The organism is Paramagnetospirillum marisnigri (assembly GCF_001650715.1).
Taxonomy (GTDB): Bacteria; Pseudomonadota; Alphaproteobacteria; order Rhodospirillales; family Magnetospirillaceae; genus Phaeospirillum; species Phaeospirillum marisnigri.
The window spans coordinates 161,028-177,385 of record NZ_LWQT01000131.1; the positions used below are offsets into that span (position 1 = coordinate 161,028).

The window sequence follows — 16,358 nt, forward strand, 5'->3', positions numbered from 1 at the left end:
ACGACTGGCAGCTTATAGGATATTTGTCGGTGATGTCCAAGACTCCGAAACCGTGTTCCCTCCAGACGGCCTTGGTGATTTCTCTGTGCAACCAGTCATGGCCATGATCAATAAGCCCAACCCCCTGGCTGCCGCCCCCGCCACTCAGGGTTTCACCTTATCGGAACCTATGCCAAAGCATTATCCAGTTGGAATTTTCGACTCAGGTATCGGTGGTCTGACCGTGGCCGCCGCCATTCGGCGCGCCATGCCCGCCGAAAAGCTGTTGTATCTGGCCGATCTGGCGCGCCAGCCTTATGGTCCGAAATCGCCGCGGACGGTGACCCGCTATGCGGTGCAGGCGGCGGAATTCCTGGTGGGCCGGGGCGTCAAGGCCCTGGTGGTGGCCTGCAATACCGCCTCGGCGGTGGCGCTGGAGGCCATTGCCGAGCGATTCCCGGAGCTGCCGCTGCTGGGCGTGGTGGAGGCGGGTGCCGCCGGTGCTGTCGCTGCTTCGGCCTCGGGCCGTATCGTGGTGGCCGCCACCGAAGGGACCTGTCGGTCCCAGGCCTATGAGCGCGCCATCGCCCGGCGGCGCGGCGGGTGCCGGGTGACCTGCGTCCCCTGTCCGCTGTTCGTGTCGCTGGCCGAGGAGGGCCTGACCGATGGCGCCATCGTCGAAAGCGTCGCCCGCCATTATCTGGCTCCGTTGTTCGACCGCCTGGGCGGCGATGACTGCCTCGTGCTGGGCTGTACCCATTTCCCATTGCTGGCGCCCGCCCTGGCGCGTCTGGCCGGGCCGGGAGTGCGGCTGGTGGATTGTGCCGAAGCCACATCGACCATGCTGGCCGAGACCCTGCGCGGCCTGGAAGCCCCGGTCGGGGGGGCGGGTGGCCTCAGCCTGATCGCCACCGACGCCCCCGAGCGCTTTGCCCGCATCGCCCGGCGCCTGTTCCCGTCCCTGGACGAGATCGGCACCGTCGAACTGGCGGATCTGTGATGGGAAGCCATGCCCGCTTTCACCTGCTGCTGGCGCTGACCATCGTGTTCTGGGCGGGCAATGCCCTGGTGGGCCGCGCCACCGTCGGGCAGGTGCCGCCCATCGCCCTGTCCTTCTGGCGCTGGGCCATCGCCTTGCTGATCATCCTGCCCTTCACCGCACGGGACATGATCCGGGTGGCGCCGCTGATCCGTGCCCGCTGGCAGGTGGTGACGGTGATGGCCGTGGCCAGCGTCACCGCCTACAATACCCTGCTCTATCTGGCGCTCCAGACCACCACCGCCATCAACGCCACCCTGGTGGCCACCTCCATGCCGGTGATGCTGCTGATCCTCAGCCGGGTCTGGCTGAAGACTCCTATCCGCCTGGCCCAGGGCCTGGGTATCGCCCTGTCCCTGGCGGGCGTGCTGTTCATCATCGGCCGGGGTGATCCCGCCCGCCTGATGGGTCTGGGGCTGGCGGCAGGCGATCTGCTGATGCTGGCGGCGGTGCTGTCCTGGACCATCTATTCCGCCATGCTGAGGCGCTATCCCCTTGACGTGCCGGGACAGACCCTGCTGGCGGTGCTGATCGCCATCGGCACCGTCTTCATCCTGCCGCTCTATCTGTGGGAGATCGCCTCGGGCGTCACCATGGAGGTCACCTGGACCGCCGCCACCGCCATTCTCTACACGGCGGTGTTTCCGTCGCTGCTGGCCTATACCTTCTGGAACAAGGGGGTTGCCGCCCTGGGCGCCGCCGTGGCCGGGCAGTACACCTATCTGATGCCGCTGTTCACCGCCGTGCTGGCGGTGGCGTTGCTGGGCGAAAGCTTCCACTGGTTCCACGGCCTGGGCGGGGTGATGATCTTCGGCGGCCTGTGGCTCGCCACCCGCCAGAAGAAATAGTCGATGCGCAGCCGCGCTATAGGCTGTCAGAGTTTGGCGGAACCGGCCCTCCCTGTCGTCACCCCCGGACTTGATCCGGGGGTCCATGGATGGCCGGGTCGAGCCCGGCCATGACGGGTAGAGAGTATGCTCCCACCTAAACCGGACAAACTCTAGGCTCCCCGTCGCAGGGTGACCAGGGTCAGGTCGTCGGGTGGGCGGCCGGGCAGGCGTTGATGGAAGCGCGACCAGACACCGCCCACCAGATCGCCCGCCGGGCCAATCTCGCGCATCCAGTCCAGCAGGGTGGGTTGATCCACCACCGGCTGGTGGGCGTGGTCGACGCTTTCCACCAGGGCGTCGGAATAGGCCAGCAGGGTCTCCCCGGGCTCCAGGACCATGGATTCCAGGCCATAGGTGGCATTCATGAAAGCCCCCAATGGCGGACCCGAGACCTCGATCCCCTCGATACTGCCATTGGCTCGCATCACCAAGGGCTGCGGCGTCATGGCTCCGGCGCAGGTCAGGGCCCCGGTGCCAGGGGTCAATTCGCAGGCCAGGGCGGCGGCGAACTGGCCTGGCTGCAACAGCCGCTTCAGTTCGTGGTTCAGGAATTCCAGTAACTCACCGGGGCCGTGCAGTTCCCACGGACGGCGGGCCATCAGGGCATGCAGGCGCACGGTGTTGAACGAGGCGGCGACGCCATGGCCGGTGAAGTCGGCCACCAGGATGCCGAGATCGCCGCGATGGGTCTCGTAGACGGTCCAGAAATCGCCACCCAGCTCGGACGAGGTTTCGATGGAGCCGCAGACCGTCACCCCGGTGCGCTCGGCGATCAGGTCCAACTGCCGCTGATTGGGATGGAGCGCCTCCTGGGTCGAGCGGGCCAGGTCCACCTCCTCGCTCATGCGGGTGCGGTAGGCCTGCAGTCCCGCCAGCAGGATGCGGTTCTGCAGGTGGACCCGCAGCCGCGCGGTCACCTCGGCGATGTTCAGGGGCTTGCTGACCATGTCGGTGCCCCCGGCGTCGAAGCAGGCGGCCCGGCTTTCCGGATTGTTGAGCGCGGTAACGAACAGGACCGGCAGGTCGGTCTGGCCATGCTCGATGCGCAGGCGGCGGCACATTTCGTAGCCATCCATCACCGGCATCATGACGTCGAGCAGCACCAGGTCGGGCTTGGCACGGGCGATGGCTTCAAGCCCCTCGCGCCCGTTGAAGGCGGTTTCAATGCGGCTGACGCCAATGGACTGGACGATGGTTGCCAATAGCCGCTGATTGACCGCGTTGTCTTCGACGATCAGGACCAGGAGATCTTCGAGATTCATGACTCCTCGTCCCGGAAGGTGATCTCGGCGCAACGGCCCCCCTCAAGGATGCGCAGCCTGCTCAGGGACGAAATGATGGACAGGCCGTGTTCGCGCGGTTCGGCGGTATGCGTCTCGACGGGTGCCGGAACAAAGCCACGGCCGTGATCTCGCACCGCCAGTTGCAGCCCAAGGCCATCGATGTGGACGGCCGAGATTTCAATCGGCCGTCCAGCCTTGGCGGGGTCGTCCAGGGCGGCGTCCAGGGCGGCGCAATAGGCGTGGAATCCGTCCAGGTCGGCGGTTGGCGTCGCGACATCGAGATTGCCGTGGACGATGGCGTTGGTTACCGCCTCGTGCAGGACCCGGGCGATACTTTCCTCGCGGCTTTGCCATTGCGGATAATGCAGCATCAAGGCGGTGGTGAAGGTGAAGGCCAGATCGCAGCGGTGGGCGGTGCCGGTGGCGATGGCCAAGCCCAGTCCTCCCAGTTGGAGATGGTGCAGGAAACTATCTCCGGGGCGACAGGGGTGCCCGCGTTCGATCTCGATCACGCCGGCATTGGGGGGGCGCAGCGCCGCCGCCAGCGACAAGGGGCTCAGCCGCTCGGCCGCCATCATCCGTCGTGGGCTGGGCACGGTTCCCCAACCACAGGACTGACCCAGGGATTCTAATTCGGCCGGGGATAGGTCCGGCGAGACCAATTGAATATTCGATGGCGGCATGATCGTGCTCCCCATCGATTTTGGCGGAAAGTTGTGACATATGGAATGGGTAAGACGTGATCGTCGCCCCCCCGAGGAAAGGAATCGGCATGGAATTCGCCTTCGAATCAGGAAATGGCAGTCTGTCCGTGGTGTTGGACGGTCGGATGACCCACGCCGATTACAAGGGGTTCCGCGAGATTCTCGCCCGCATCAACCAGGACAAGCCCGCCCGTATCCGCTTCGATCTGGCCCGGGTGTCCTTCGTTGATTCCTCGGCGCTGGGGATGTTGCTGATCGTTCGCGACGCCGCCTCCCATGATAAGCGGGAGGTGATCCTGAAAGGGGCGTCCGGCCAGGTGGAGGCCCTGATCAACGTGGGCAAGCTTCACAAGTACTTCACGATCGAATAGGCTTCGTCGGCCCCGCGAACAGGACTTCGGAAACCGGACCATGCCCGACCAAGGAGATGCCGACGGAAAGGACCGCCGCCGCTATCCCCGTTTCCAGGGGGCGGGGCTGATGGTCAATATCGGCGGCAAGCTGGTCAAGGTCGCGGGCATCTCGGCCGGGGGCATGAAGCTGGAATCCGGCTTCGCCCTGGCCGATGGTCCCATGCGCTTCACCTTGTATCCCACCAAGGACGGCAAGATGGACATCAACCACGGCATCGGCGGCATGTGCCGGTTCGTGCGCTATGAAGGCGCCTTCGTGGCGCTACGCTTCGACCCCGCCACCTACCGCCTGGTCAAGATGGTGGCGGAATGCACCGGCGCCGGCCCCGAGCCGGACTCCTTCCTGTCCCATTAGGATAGGCAAGTTCTGCCGCCGGGTCGGTTCCTGCCTGCCCATGGCGGTCAAAGCTGCCGCCCCTCCTTTCGGCAACCCATTGAAAAGCAAGGCGTTGCTAGTTGGCCTGTCGCTTGCAAAGTCCTTTGGCGGATCAGTGTCCGTCGTGGATGGAGGCGACGATGTTATTTGGTGCATTCAATAACGCCAGCCTGGCGATGCAGACGATGGATCATGCGATGGGATCGATTTCCCAGAACATCGCCAACGTCAATACCACCGGCTACAAGCGCAAGAGCACCGAGTTCAAGACGGTGATGTCGGAGAGCCACAGCTCGCCCGGCACCAGTCAGAACAGCCCGACCACCGCCACCGCCACCACCGGCCTGGACATCTTCGGGGTCCGTGCCGTCGATCGCTATCTGATCACCAAGCAAGGGGTGATCACGCCCACCAACAGTTGGAGCGATCTTGGCATCAATGGCCGGGGCTTCTTCGTGGTGACCGCGCCCGATACCACCGGCAATCCCCAGTCCACGGTGTCCGAGACCGATTCCCAGGGAACCCTCTACACCCGCGAAGGCAATTTCCAGCAGCGTGCCATCGGCACCAAAAGCTATTTCACCACCGCTAGCGGCCAGTTCCTGATGGGGTGGATGGCCGATGCCCAGGGCAAGATTCCCGGTCAGGTCACCACGGCGTCCTCGCCGGTCACCAGTTCAAGCTCGACCTCGTCGTCTTCGGGAGGCGGGGGCAGTCTGGTGCCCATCTATACCGAGCCGGGTCAGTTGATCACCGGCGTGGCGACCACCGCCATGCAGGCCATCATGAACCTGCCCGCCGATGCCAGTTCCACCGCCAGCCCGCAAAGCTTTACCGACAGCAGCAGCGTCACCGACGGGACAGGCGCCGCCCAGGATCTGACCATGACCTGGACGCGGGTGGATGGCGATAACTGGTCGGTTGATTTCTCGCTGCCGACCAATCCGGCCTCGGGCAGCGTCGGCACCATTACCGGCTCTCCGGTCACGGTGACCATGGACCGTTTCGGCAATCTGACAGCGCCCGCCACCTCGGCCTCGGGCACCGGATTCGCCGACCTCGCCATCGCCTGGTCGGCAGGCGCCACCACCACGACCACGCCCAGCATCGATCTCAATTCCAACAAGCCCACCATCACCGACGTTCCCATCACCTTGACCGTCTACGACAATGCCTATAACCCGCAGAATCTGACCCTGGGCTTCGAGCACACCACCAGCGGCACCTGGTATATGCGCGTCAAGAACGAGAGCGCGACGGGGTCCATGACCACGCTCACCGCCGATGACGGCAGTACCGGTCAGTCGATCCCCATTACCTTCAGCGGGACCGGTCAGATCCTGTCGCCCAAGACCATCACCCTGGGCTATGCCTGGACTCCCAGCGTCACCGCCACTGAACCGGCGGCGGTGACCATCCCGACGGTGCTGCAGCCCTATGCCACGGCGCTGGAGACGGCGGTCCAAGGCGTGACCAAGCCCTCCATGCCGGCCACGGCGGCACAGTTGGCCACCTATCAGACCGCGTTGGATACGGCCATCGGTGCCGTGGCCATCGCGGCCCCCGCCACCGCCGCGGATCTGACCACTTATTCCACGGCCCTCTACGACGCCTTCGATACCGCCAATACCGCCACCCAGACCGCCCGGACGGCGGCGGCCACGGCGGCCGGAACCAATACCGTCGCCTTGGACGTGTCCAAGCTGACCCAGTATGTGGGCAGCAAGCCTACCGCCATCGACATCCGCACCATCGAGCAGGACGGCTATGAGTCGGGCGTGCTGGACGGCATGGAATTCATCAAGACCGGCGAACTGATCGGCCATTTCAGCAATGGCCGGACCCGCACCCTGGCCATGGTGCCGGTGGCGACCTTCACCGCCGCCGATCAGCTTGATCCCATTTCCGGGACCATGTTCCGCCGCACCCAGCAAGCGGGCGACATGAGTATCGGCGCCATCGGCGAGCAGGGCAGCGGCGCCCAGATTTCCTCGTCGGCGGTCGAGACCTCCAATGTGGATCTGGCCGACGAGTTCAGCCGGATGATCATCACCCAGAAGGCCTATTCCATGAACGCCACGGTGTTCAAGACCGCCGACGAGATGACCACCTCGGCCCGCGACCTGATCTGATACCAGCGGTCGAAACTTTCGACCGCTGGACGGCCGCAAGTGCGGCCGCGCGCCCCATGGCGCGGGAGCCAAGGCGGACCGAGGTCCGCCGCCCGGCGTTTGAGGGTGCCATAATGCCAGGCCAACAGTCAGGCATTACGGCCGTGAGTATGACCCTCTATTTGCGCCAGGCCCTCAGCCGTCGGGTGGCCTCGGTCATATCCGCGGCCGATCCGGCATAGGAAAAGCGCATGGTGCGGTGGCCGTCAACGGGGTCGAAATCCACCCCCGGCGTGGCGGCGACGCCGGTCTCGGCCAGCATGCGGCGGCAGAACTCGGCACTGTTCCCGGTCAGGTGGGAAATATCCGCGTACAGATAGAAGGCACCGTCCGGCGGCGCCAGCCGGTCGAACCCGGCTCCCGGCAACTCGTTCAGCAAGATGTCGCGATTGGCGCCATAGGCGGCGACGCGGGCATCCAGTTCCTCGGTGCAGTCGAACACCGCCTCGGCGGCGATCTGCGACAGGGTCGGGGGCGAGATGAACAGATTCTGGGCCAGGCATTCCACCGACCGGGTCAGATCGTCGGGCAGCACCATCCAGCCCAGCCGCCAGCCGGTCATGGCGTAATACTTGGAAAAGCTGTTGATGACCACCGCATGGGGCGCCGCCGCCATGCCCGCCACCGTGCCGGCGGTCCGGCCATAACTGATGCCGTGGTAGATCTCGTCCGAGATCAGGCGAACCCCGTTACCCTCGCACCATGCCGCCAGGGCGGCGACCTGGGCGGCGTCGAGCATGCTGCCGGTCGGGTTGGACGGGCTGGCCACCACCACGCCGTCCAGGCGGCCGGGCACACCGGCCAGCACCTCGGCCGATAATTGCCAGCGGCTGTCGGCGCCCACCGGTACGTTGATGCACTCGATGTCCAGCGCCTTCAGGATGTTGCGATAGGCGGGATAGCCCGGCGCCGCCACCGCCACCCGGTCACCGGGGGCGAAGGCGGCCAGGAAGGACAACAGGAAACCCGCCGACGAGCCGGTGGTGACGCAGATGCGCTCCGGCGCCACATCGGCGCCATAGCTCTCGCGGTAGTGGCGGGAGATGCGCTGGCGCAGCCCATCGGTGCCCAGGGCCAGGGTATAGCCCAGCGGCTGCTCCACCAGGGCGCGGGCGGCGGCCTCGCGCACCCTGGCGGGGGCCTGGCCCGAGGGCTGCCCCACCTCCAGGTGGATGACGTCGGCGCCCTCGGCCTGACGCCTTGCCGCCTCGCGCATGACGTCCATGACGATGAAGGGGGAGATAGCCCCCCGTTCCGCCGCCTTGAAGGTCATCAGGGCTTTCCCACCATGGTCGCCATGCCGAAGCCGCGCGGGTCGATGGCGGCCTCGCAGGTTTCCGCGTCACGGTAGCCCTTGGGGCAATGCACCGCCGAAACACGGCTGGGCATGGCCACCGGATTGACCTGATGGCCGCGCTGACGCAACGGTTCGGGATCAACGGAGATGGCGCCGGTCTCGACGAAGGCGACGTCGGGCATGCCGGGCTGCACCACCCGGGGGGTGGCCAGTGCCTCGGCCAGGGGCTTGTCGTCGGCGGTGGCGACCAGGAAGGTCTGGACCAGGGCCGATGGCGCGGTGCCGCCCCCCGAGGCCGCTCCGGCGAAGTGGATTTCGTTGGAATGGGTATTAAGGCTCAGCATGGTGGTCAGCGAGGGCGGCCCGTTGGGGCCGGGGGCGCCCGCCAGCACGATGCCGGTGCCCGGCGCAACCCGGCCAACGCCGAACAGGCCATAGGTAGTGACGGCGCAGGCCACTCCCATTCCCTTGGAATCCATGGCGGCGAAACCGGCGGCCAGCGAGGAATCGCCGGGAGGAGCGCTGACACCCGTAACCGGATTATGGCGATCGGGGCTGTAATCGGCCAGCATGGCCTGGATGCGGGGCTCGGCCACCAGTTCGGCGGGGTCCACCGGGCTCCAGCCATTGGGGTTCATCCAGCGGGCGCGCTCGGCGAAGGCCCGTGCCGAAGCCTCGGCCATCAGATGGGGGCGGTCGGCGGCAGGGGTATCGCGCCAGCGACCCCAAAGAGCGGCGGTGAGCTGCGCGCTCATGGTGCTGCCCACCGAGGGGGGCGGCGCGAAATAGGCCGTCTCGTTGCCCACCTTGACCGCGATGGGGTCACGCCAACTGGCGCGGATGTCGCGCAGATCCTCCAGGCTCAGGCTGCCGCCCGCCGCCTGAACCGACTTCACCAGTTCGCGGGCGACAATGCCCTGATAGAAGTCGCCGGTATTGCGGCGCAGATTGCTGATCACCGCCGCCAGATTGGGCTGGGCCAGGATATCGCCCTCGCGCAGGATGCTGCCATCGGGGCGGAAGAAGATCGCCCGCGCCGCCGGGTCACGGCCCAGGATCGGCACGGCTCGGGCCAGATCGGCGGCCAGGGCGCGCGATACCGGGAAGCCGGTGCGGGCCAGTCGCTCGGCCTCCACCAGCAGGCTTTCATGGCGCAGCTTGCCGTATTTGGCATGCAGGGCGAAGAAGCCGCGCGGATTGGCGGGCACGCCGGTGGGAATCTGTCCTGCCACCGTCGAGGCAATGGCCGGGAACTCCATCACTTCCGTCTTCTTTTTGACAGGATCGTGTACTATGCATGAGCCACCGCCACCCAGGCTGGCGGCGGATGGATAGGTGACGGCAAGGGCGAAATACATGGCGGTGGCCGCGTCGGCGGCGCTTCCGCCCGCCGACAGCACGTCGCGGCCGATGATCACGGCGCGGGGCTCGTCGGCGGCGATCAGGCCACCGAAGCCCTTGATGTGGCCCACGGTGCCCACCGCCCGCTTGTCGGCGGCATCACAGGCGCCCAGCGCCAGGATCGTCGCCACCACTGCCGCGCCGCGGCCCAGGCGAGATGTCTTGCCCGGCTGAAACAATTTGACCGACGGGGATTGATCCTTGCTCACACGCATCTTCCTTCTGGTGACGATCTTGTTCGCGGTGTCGGTACCGCCGGTGCAGGCCCAGCAGCAGAAGCGCCAGTTCATTCGCGACGCGGAAGTGGAAAATACCATCCGGACCTTCGGCGCGCCAATCTTTCAGGCGGCGGGTCTGGAGCCCTCCGCCGTGCGTATCCTGCTGCTGAATGATCCCAGTCTCAACGCCTTCGTCGCCGGGGGGCAGAACATCTTCTTCCATACCGGCCTGATCATCCGCTCGGAAAATGCCGGCCAGCTGATCGGTGTCATGGCGCACGAAACCGGCCATATCTCGGGCGGGCATCTGATTCGCAACTCCGACGCCATGAGCAATGCCTCGACCGAGGCCATCCTGGCCATGCTGCTGGGCGCGGCGGCGGGTGCGGCCACCGGCAAGGGCGAGGCCGCCGGGGCCATCATGATGGGCGGTCAGGAAATGGCCATGCGCAGCCTGCTGGCCTTCTCCCGCAGCCAGGAACAGCAGGCCGACCAGATGGCCATGCGTTTCCTTGAAGACACCCAGGAATCCGCCAAGGGGCTGCTGGAATTCTTCGAGATTCTCGGCGATCAGGAGATCCTGGTCTCGGCTCGCCAGGACCCTTATGTCCGCACCCACCCGCTGACCCGCGACCGTGTCTCCTTCGTGCGCGAGCATGTGAACCGTTCGGCCCATAGCGCCAAGCCCTGGCCGCCGGAATGGGTCGAGATGCATCGCCGCATCAAGGCCAAGCTGTACGCCTTCATCGAGCCTCCCATCAAGACCCTGCAGCGCTACAAGGAGACGGACCAGGGCCTGGATGCCCGCTATGCCCGCGCCATCGCCTATTATCGCAAGCCGGATATCGAAACCGCGCTGACGGCGATCGACGCCCTGATCAAGGAACGGCCCAAGGACCCCTATTTCTGGGAGCTGAAGGGGCAGATGCTGTTCGAGAACGGCCGCGTCGCCGATGCGGTGGCCCCTTACCGCAAGGCGGTGGGCCTGTTGCCCGACAGTGCCCTGCTGCGGCTTGGCCTGGGGCTGGCGCTGATCGAATCCGAGGAGCCCAATGCCTTGAAGGAAGCCACCACCCATCTTGGCATGGCGGTGCGCCTGGAGCCCGAGGATCGCTTCGCCTGGCAACAGCTTGCCATCGCCTATGGCCGCGACGACAACGAGGGCATGGCCTCCTATGCCATGGCCGAGTACCTGCTGCTGGCGGGCAAGCTGCCCGAAGCCAATTTTCACGCCAACAAGGCCGAGCAGATTCTGGGCAAGCAGGGCAGCATCTGGCTGCGCATCCAAGACATCAAGGAGCGCGCCTCGCAGGTCAAGGCGGCCAAGGAACGGGACCGCAAATGGTGGTAAGTTGCCTTCGGTCGTTTTTTTGTCCCAGGAGGGGTTGACCGCACCGGCCATATTCCTCTATAAGCGCCTCCTCTTGACCAAGAGACGCCGTGCCCAGGTAGCTCAGTTGGTAGAGCATGCGACTGAAAATCGCAGTGTCGGTGGTTCGATTCCGCCCCTGGGCACCACTTTAAGCCCCTGAAAGGTAACGCCTTTCGGGGGCTTTCCATTTCCGGGGTATCTCTTCGGGATGAATTTCCGGGACACTGCGGGGACAGTCAGGAACGACGGGACGCATCGAGACGACGAGGTTCCGGTCGGTAAGGTGGGTTACGTTCAACGTGAACCGTCACGTATTACAATCCGTCCGTGACAGCGCATTGGGGCTTCGTTGCTGTCACGCCAGAACGCTCAGTTCTGGGGAGTGTTCGATCACACCTGTGCATCAAAATGCGGGGATTCCCGGCAACAGCCGATTTTCATGAGCGCTCTCAGGTGGTTGCGTGCATTTTTGGGCTGGGGGCGGGGAACTGCCCCGTGGATGATGCCGTCACACTTCGGGTGGCTTCAGAAACTCCACCGGCGCCGCCTCAAGTGCATCGGCCAGTCGGCCCAAGACCTTGAGGCTGACGTGGAACTTCCCCTTCTCAAGCTGGCTGAGATAGCTGCGGCTCATCTCGGCCTCGAAGGCAAGTTCGTCCTGAGACATGCCCTTGGCATGGCGGAGTCGGCGCAGGTTGGTTGCGAAAAGCTGTCGTAAATCCATCCGGCCATGGCAACCGTCTTGCCATCATCCCGCACCTCGATATATTGAACAAAATGCGCGAGCGACCTCCAAGCTATGCTGGTGTCGCGCGCATGAGGCAAAGCGGACAGGGGGGAGGCATGAACGGCGACACCATCGCGCTACCGGCGGGTTTGGCTGATAAAAGCCGCGTCCTTTACTGTGGCGCATGGCTCTCCGAAAATCGGCAGGCGGTGGAACTGAGCGGCGAATCCAATTCGGTCCTACGCGAAATCTGGGTGCGATTGCCCTCGGGGAGGGACAAGACGTGGAAGACCAACGAGCCCACCTTCCGTGCCCTGCCGGGGCATCAAGTCGGTGCTCTTGTCGCGATCGCCTCGGACGGGAGTGAAGCCGTCATTGGCATGGTCAACTTCAGCACCGAAGAGAACCGTATCTTCTGGTTCCATGAGGGTTTGGGTTTGGGCCGTCGACGCTGGCTCTTGCTCGTTATGCTCGCCCTTTTGGTGGGCAAGGAGACATGGCAGATCATCGCCTGGCTATGCACCTGCGTCGCGATAATCGCCCTGACGATCTATGACATCCGTGCCAGGAGCCGGGAGAAGGCACGCGACTTACGCCGTCTCGAATTTCTCGGAACCGCATCGGTAGCAGACGCCCCGTGAGTCCAAGCTATGCGTTTTACGCATGCAGACGGGAGTTTCAGTTCTCGACGCCAGAATTGATGCGCGTGACTATTGGACGATCCCCTGACGCCGAAGCTCGGGGGCAATAAAGTCACAGTGGCGGTGTGTCATGGCGCGTGGACAACTTCCGATCTTTGAGCGCCGGACTGACGATGGGCGGTTGATGGGTTATCAGGTTAAGATCCGGAAGCAAGGATTTCCTCATATTTCACACCAGTTTGACAGGCTGGCGGATGCAGAGCGCTTTGCTCTGGACACCTTGCAGGCCATGACGGCCAGAACCTGGACGGACCGGCGGGAAGCCGAGCGCATGACATTGGCCGCCGCCCTGGACCGCTACAAGGGCGAGGTGACGGTCGGGAAGAAGTCCGCCTATGGGGAAGGGTGTCTGATCGAGCGGCTGAAGCGGCTCCGGCTGGCTGAGTACAGCTTGGCAACTATCCAGGGCAGCGATATCGCCGCATATCGGGACAGCCGGTCCGCCGAAGGCGCTTCTGCCAATACCATCCGCATCGAGTTGGCCCTGTTGTCGCACCTGTACACGGTGGCCGCCAGCGACTGGGGAATGCCTTTGGTCAACCCAGTGAAGCTCGCTCGCAAGCCCAAGCTCCCGCGTGGACGGGACCGGCGGCTTGACCCGAAACCGGATGAGGAAGGGCGGAGCGAGGAAGATCGGCTCTTGGTGGCCTGCAAGGCGAGCAAGAGCCGACACCTTGAGCCCATCGTTCGACTCGCCATTGAAACCGGGATGCGACGAGGGGAGATTCTCAGCCTGCAGTGGAAGCATGTCGATCTGCATCACGGCACCGCGCATTTGCCCGAGACGAAGAATGGTGACAGCCGGACTGTCCCACTGTCACCAGAAGCCATCAGGGTTCTGGCGGGGCTGCCGCGAAGCATAGACGGGAAGGTGTTTCCGATCGGCGAAAGCGGCTTTGTGCATACCTTCCAGCGGGCGTGCGAAAAGGCCGACATTGCCGGGCTCACTTTTCACGACCTGCGGCATGAGGCGACCTCCCGTTTTTTCGAACGGGGACTGGACCTGATGGAAGTTGCCAGCATCACGGGCCACAAATCTCTCAGCATGTTGAAACGCTATACCCATCTGCGGGCACGGGATTTGGCAAAGAAACTCGGCGTTGGACTACAGGGGGCCTGAATGGGGATGTTGCAATTAAGGCCCGCCGAGGACGCTGATTTCGTTCGGGGCACTGTCTTCGTTCGGCTAGGCGGTGATGCCTACAAGCTCATCGAGCCCGTCCGTTCGTCGAGGGACGAATTCGGCTACACCAGATGGCGGTGCTATTGGCTTCCCCATCCCGATGCGACCACCCGCCAAACTCCGGTCACCGTCAACGCTGATGAACTCGCAGGATTGCGCGTTTGGACCGGTAAGCTCGTCCTGCCCCGGTAAATTGCACAGCCTGCTCCATGCCGCTTAACGGCGCATTGACCAGCACAGGGGGGGTCTGTTAGTAAGGATCCATCACTTGCGGGGTGTGGATTGGTTCACCCGGCGACCTCTTGATCGGCTGGGGCGGACGTAAGGGCCGCCGTCGTGCGGAATTCGGTTCCGACGGCATACTATCCAGACAGACGGGACGAGAGGCAGACACTCGGAGTCTGCCTTCATGCCTGGACTGCCCAAAATCCAATATCTCTCGATTTCCGATGTCGCGTCTGTCCTCCGCGTATCACGGTGGACGGTCAGTCGTATGCTCGACGACGGCGTATTGCCCCACATCCCCGTCAGAGGAGCGCCGCGAATTGATCCTGCGGATCTGATGGCATGGATTGCTGCCGAAAAGGCAAAATCCGTGCAGCGCGCGAAACAGCGTGCTCAGGAGCGCGCCAAGCTGACTGTTGTCTCTGGTCGCCGTGGACGTCCCCGGAAGAGTCCCGTCGGAGGGGCCGCCGATGATGTGCGTTAGCTCCGTCCTTTGAGACCCGCACCCCGTCCCCGCGAGCTTTGAGCGAGGCCCCTATGATCAAGCCACTCAAATCGGCTGAGGTTCGTGCACGCCGAACTGTGATCGCCGCTCGGCGTGCGGAAGGCCAGACTTGGGATGTCATCGCTGATTGGCTGACCACGGAAAGCGGCCAGACGTTTTCTGCCGCAGACCTCCGCAGCTACTGGCGGCGGCTGAAACCGAAATTTCCGGAACTGGCCGTCCATACCATCCGACCTGATCGGGTCGAAGCGATGTCTTCTCTCCATATCGGCACCAAGGGTGAGATCGGAGACGAGACGAGTCATAGAAATGCCGTTCAAACCCTCCAGGCAGCCCTGGCGCACATGCGCGAGGAATTGGAAGCCGCAGAAGATGAGGCTGCTAAGGCCAAGACGGCGCTGGCCTCGCTGGCCGTTGACGCCAGTACCAGTGACCGCGAGCGGCAAATCCTTGAAGACGAGCGCAATCTCTGGAGGGATCGCGCATATCAGGAATTCAAGAGATTCAATCATGCTGGGGAGGAAAGCCGTAGGCTGGAAACGATCTTGACCAAATGGGAACGGTGGGGGCGAATGGCATTAAATGCTTATGATGCGAAGGATCGGCGCGGCTTGGATGCCGCGTTCCGGGAACTGGGCCTGCGTCTATCAAAGCAAAATTCGCAGGCAATGCCTCGAACTGGCCGGGAGGCTCAAGCTCAGCCCAAGCGTAAAGGTGAGGTGCAGCCAACCGATCCGCCGAAGTCAATTTTCGGAAGGCTGATGCAATTGGTCTTCCGCAAACCACAACGGCAAGCACCCATCTCGACGAAAGCAAACTCATAACCTGAAGGCCGCAGGTTCAGATCCTGCCCCCGCAACCAGCGTTACTTGCACACCCGGTCCACTGGACCGGGTGTTCTCGTTTCCGAGCTCCAAAAGCTTCCCCAACGCACCGTACAGATGGGCCTCGAGCTTGCCCTCGACCGGCACCATCCGAACTTCATCAATCAATCCCCGAAGCAATTCAGCCGCCTCGGTGGCGGTCTCGGGCTGTCCGAGAGCCTTGGTCAGATTGATGACCTTGCGGCGATAAACGGCGGTCAGATCGGGACGGACCACTGGGACCACTGAAGGGGCTCTGGTCAGTCTGGCGTCGATCTCGTCACGCTGAACTTCCAATTTAGCGAGATGGTCGGCCAAGGCCCGTGATGTTGGCGCCGCAATGAGTGCCTGCATCGCGCCCTCGATCGTGCCAACGATCTTGGTCAACTCGGCTTGAAGGGCGAGGCGTCCCTGATCCCGCTGGGCAGCCTCGGCCTTTACCGTCGCTTCGAATTCCGTGATGAAGGCGGCCACCGCTTCAGGCCGCATGAGGTGATGCTGTAGGCCCTCGAGAACCAGAGGCTCAATGACATCCCGACGAACCGTCAGCATATTGGTGCAGACCGTCGGTCCACGGTTGCGGGCATTGCTGCAGCCATAATGATGGGCACTGATTTTGCTCATGCCGCCGCCGCAGATACCGCAGGTCAGCAGACCAGAAAGAAGATAACGCGGCCGCCGCGCATTCTCAGGGCGGATCGTTCCTTCCGTTCCTGTCATGCGCGAATCAAGAACCTTCTGGCGGACCTTGACCGCATTCCACAGCTCATCCTCAATGATGCGAAGGTGGGGTGCCGTTCCTGTCACGACCTCTGATACGTCATTCAGACGGACAATCGTTTTATCCGTGTTGAGGTCGGTTTTGAAAGCTGCACGATTGTAGACGATTTGGCCGATATAGATCGGGTTATTGATAATTCCGGTGTCTCTGCGCTGTCACTGCCGCCTGAATACTCCCCAGAAGGGGCGACTGAAAATTCCCCACCTTGACGCACTCGCCCGGCCCTGGGG

16 protein-coding genes and 1 tRNA gene are annotated in these 16,358 nt (G+C 63.8%); 11 read left to right on the plus strand and 6 right to left on the minus strand.

The features are described 5' to 3' along the window. The first annotated feature begins 169 nt into the window (after nt 1–169). Complete coding sequence (gene murI / locus A6A04_RS21340; protein WP_068496060.1) at nt 170–979, plus strand: glutamate racemase; 810 nt, start codon at nt 170–172, stop codon at nt 977–979. Further along, nucleotides 979–1,866 carry a DMT family transporter gene (locus A6A04_RS21345; protein ID WP_068496035.1) on the plus strand — a complete coding sequence of 296 codons (888 nt, stop codon included), beginning with the start codon at nt 979–981 and terminating at the stop codon, nt 1,864–1,866. The genes murI and A6A04_RS21345 overlap by 1 nt, the downstream gene beginning before the upstream one ends. Before the next feature lie 152 nt (nt 1,867–2,018). Here A6A04_RS21345 and A6A04_RS21350 read toward each other — a convergent pair whose 3' ends face one another. Together A6A04_RS21350 and A6A04_RS21355 are read right to left on the minus strand one after the other, a co-directional pair. Next, nucleotides 2,019–3,170 (minus strand): PP2C family protein-serine/threonine phosphatase, encoded by a 1,152-nt coding sequence (locus A6A04_RS21350; protein ID WP_068496036.1) that lies wholly within the window; start codon nt 3,168–3,170, stop codon nt 2,019–2,021. Then, nucleotides 3,167–3,787, minus strand: coding sequence for an ATP-binding protein (locus A6A04_RS21355; RefSeq protein WP_156612734.1), 621 nt, complete (start codon nt 3,785–3,787; stop codon nt 3,167–3,169). Before A6A04_RS21355 ends, A6A04_RS21350 begins: the two co-directional genes overlap by 4 nt. A 176-nt stretch (nt 3,788–3,963) precedes the next feature. Here A6A04_RS21355 and A6A04_RS21360 point away from each other — a divergent pair, with 176 nt between their 5' ends. The 3 genes from A6A04_RS21360 (at nt 3,964) to A6A04_RS21370 (ending at nt 6,816) form a co-directional block, all read left to right on the plus strand. Then, a complete protein-coding gene (locus tag A6A04_RS21360) occupies nt 3,964–4,266 on the plus strand; it encodes an STAS domain-containing protein (RefSeq protein ID WP_068496038.1) in 303 nt (100 codons plus the stop codon). A 40-nt stretch (nt 4,267–4,306) separates the two neighbouring features. Next, complete coding sequence (locus A6A04_RS21365; RefSeq protein WP_068496039.1) at nt 4,307–4,663, plus strand: hypothetical protein; 357 nt, start codon at nt 4,307–4,309, stop codon at nt 4,661–4,663. 161 nt (nt 4,664–4,824) lie between these two features. Beyond that, nucleotides 4,825–6,816, plus strand: coding sequence for a flagellar hook-basal body complex protein (locus A6A04_RS21370; protein WP_281196798.1), 1,992 nt, complete (start codon nt 4,825–4,827; stop codon nt 6,814–6,816). A 157-nt stretch (nt 6,817–6,973) separates the two neighbouring features. On the opposite strand, the gene A6A04_RS21375 is transcribed toward A6A04_RS21370, so the two are convergent. Next, nucleotides 6,974–8,128 (minus strand): pyridoxal phosphate-dependent aminotransferase, encoded by a 1,155-nt coding sequence (locus tag A6A04_RS21375; protein WP_068496041.1) that lies wholly within the window; start codon nt 8,126–8,128, stop codon nt 6,974–6,976. Further along, nucleotides 8,128–9,768: a gamma-glutamyltransferase gene (locus A6A04_RS21380; RefSeq protein ID WP_068496042.1), complete on the minus strand. Its 1,641-nt coding sequence runs from the start codon at nt 9,766–9,768 to the stop codon at nt 8,128–8,130. The genes A6A04_RS21375 and A6A04_RS21380 overlap by 1 nt, the downstream gene beginning before the upstream one ends. Here A6A04_RS21380 and A6A04_RS21385 point away from each other — a divergent pair. Beyond that, nucleotides 9,755–11,122 (plus strand): M48 family metalloprotease, encoded by a 1,368-nt coding sequence (locus tag A6A04_RS21385; RefSeq protein WP_068496043.1) that lies wholly within the window; start codon nt 9,755–9,757, stop codon nt 11,120–11,122. The two genes, A6A04_RS21380 and A6A04_RS21385, sit on opposite strands and share 14 nt — an antisense overlap. Nucleotides 11,123–11,213: 91 nt before the next feature. After that, nucleotides 11,214–11,289, plus strand: a tRNA-Phe gene (locus A6A04_RS21390). A 362-nt stretch (nt 11,290–11,651) separates the two neighbouring features. Here A6A04_RS21390 and A6A04_RS21395 read toward each other — a convergent pair. Then, nucleotides 11,652–11,867: a helix-turn-helix domain-containing protein gene (locus tag A6A04_RS21395; protein ID WP_068496044.1), complete on the minus strand. Its 216-nt coding sequence runs from the start codon at nt 11,865–11,867 to the stop codon at nt 11,652–11,654. 119 nt (nt 11,868–11,986) lie between these two features. Between A6A04_RS21395 and A6A04_RS21400 the strand changes: the two genes are divergently transcribed. The 4 genes from A6A04_RS21400 to A6A04_RS21415 all read left to right on the plus strand — a co-directional run bounded on the left by A6A04_RS21400 (nt 11,987) and on the right by A6A04_RS21415 (nt 15,308). Beyond that, a complete protein-coding gene (locus tag A6A04_RS21400) occupies nt 11,987–12,511 on the plus strand; it encodes a hypothetical protein (protein WP_068496045.1) in 525 nt (174 codons plus the stop codon). A 130-nt stretch (nt 12,512–12,641) separates the two neighbouring features. Further along, complete coding sequence (locus tag A6A04_RS21405) at nt 12,642–13,691, plus strand: site-specific integrase (RefSeq protein ID WP_068496046.1); 1,050 nt, start codon at nt 12,642–12,644, stop codon at nt 13,689–13,691. Nucleotides 13,692–14,163: 472 nt separating this feature from the next. Next, on the plus strand, nt 14,164–14,463 hold the full coding sequence (locus A6A04_RS23645; protein WP_082915123.1) for a helix-turn-helix domain-containing protein: 300 nt from the start codon (nt 14,164–14,166) through the stop codon (nt 14,461–14,463). 53 nt (nt 14,464–14,516) lie between these two features. Beyond that, on the plus strand, nt 14,517–15,308 hold the full coding sequence (locus A6A04_RS21415) for a hypothetical protein (protein ID WP_068496048.1): 792 nt from the start codon (nt 14,517–14,519) through the stop codon (nt 15,306–15,308). On the opposite strand, the gene A6A04_RS21420 is transcribed toward A6A04_RS21415, so the two are convergent. Beyond that, complete coding sequence (locus A6A04_RS21420; RefSeq protein ID WP_322096835.1) at nt 15,303–16,265, minus strand: recombinase family protein; 963 nt, start codon at nt 16,263–16,265, stop codon at nt 15,303–15,305. The two genes, A6A04_RS21415 and A6A04_RS21420, sit on opposite strands and share 6 nt — an antisense overlap. Nucleotides 16,266–16,358: the final 93 nt, after the last annotated feature.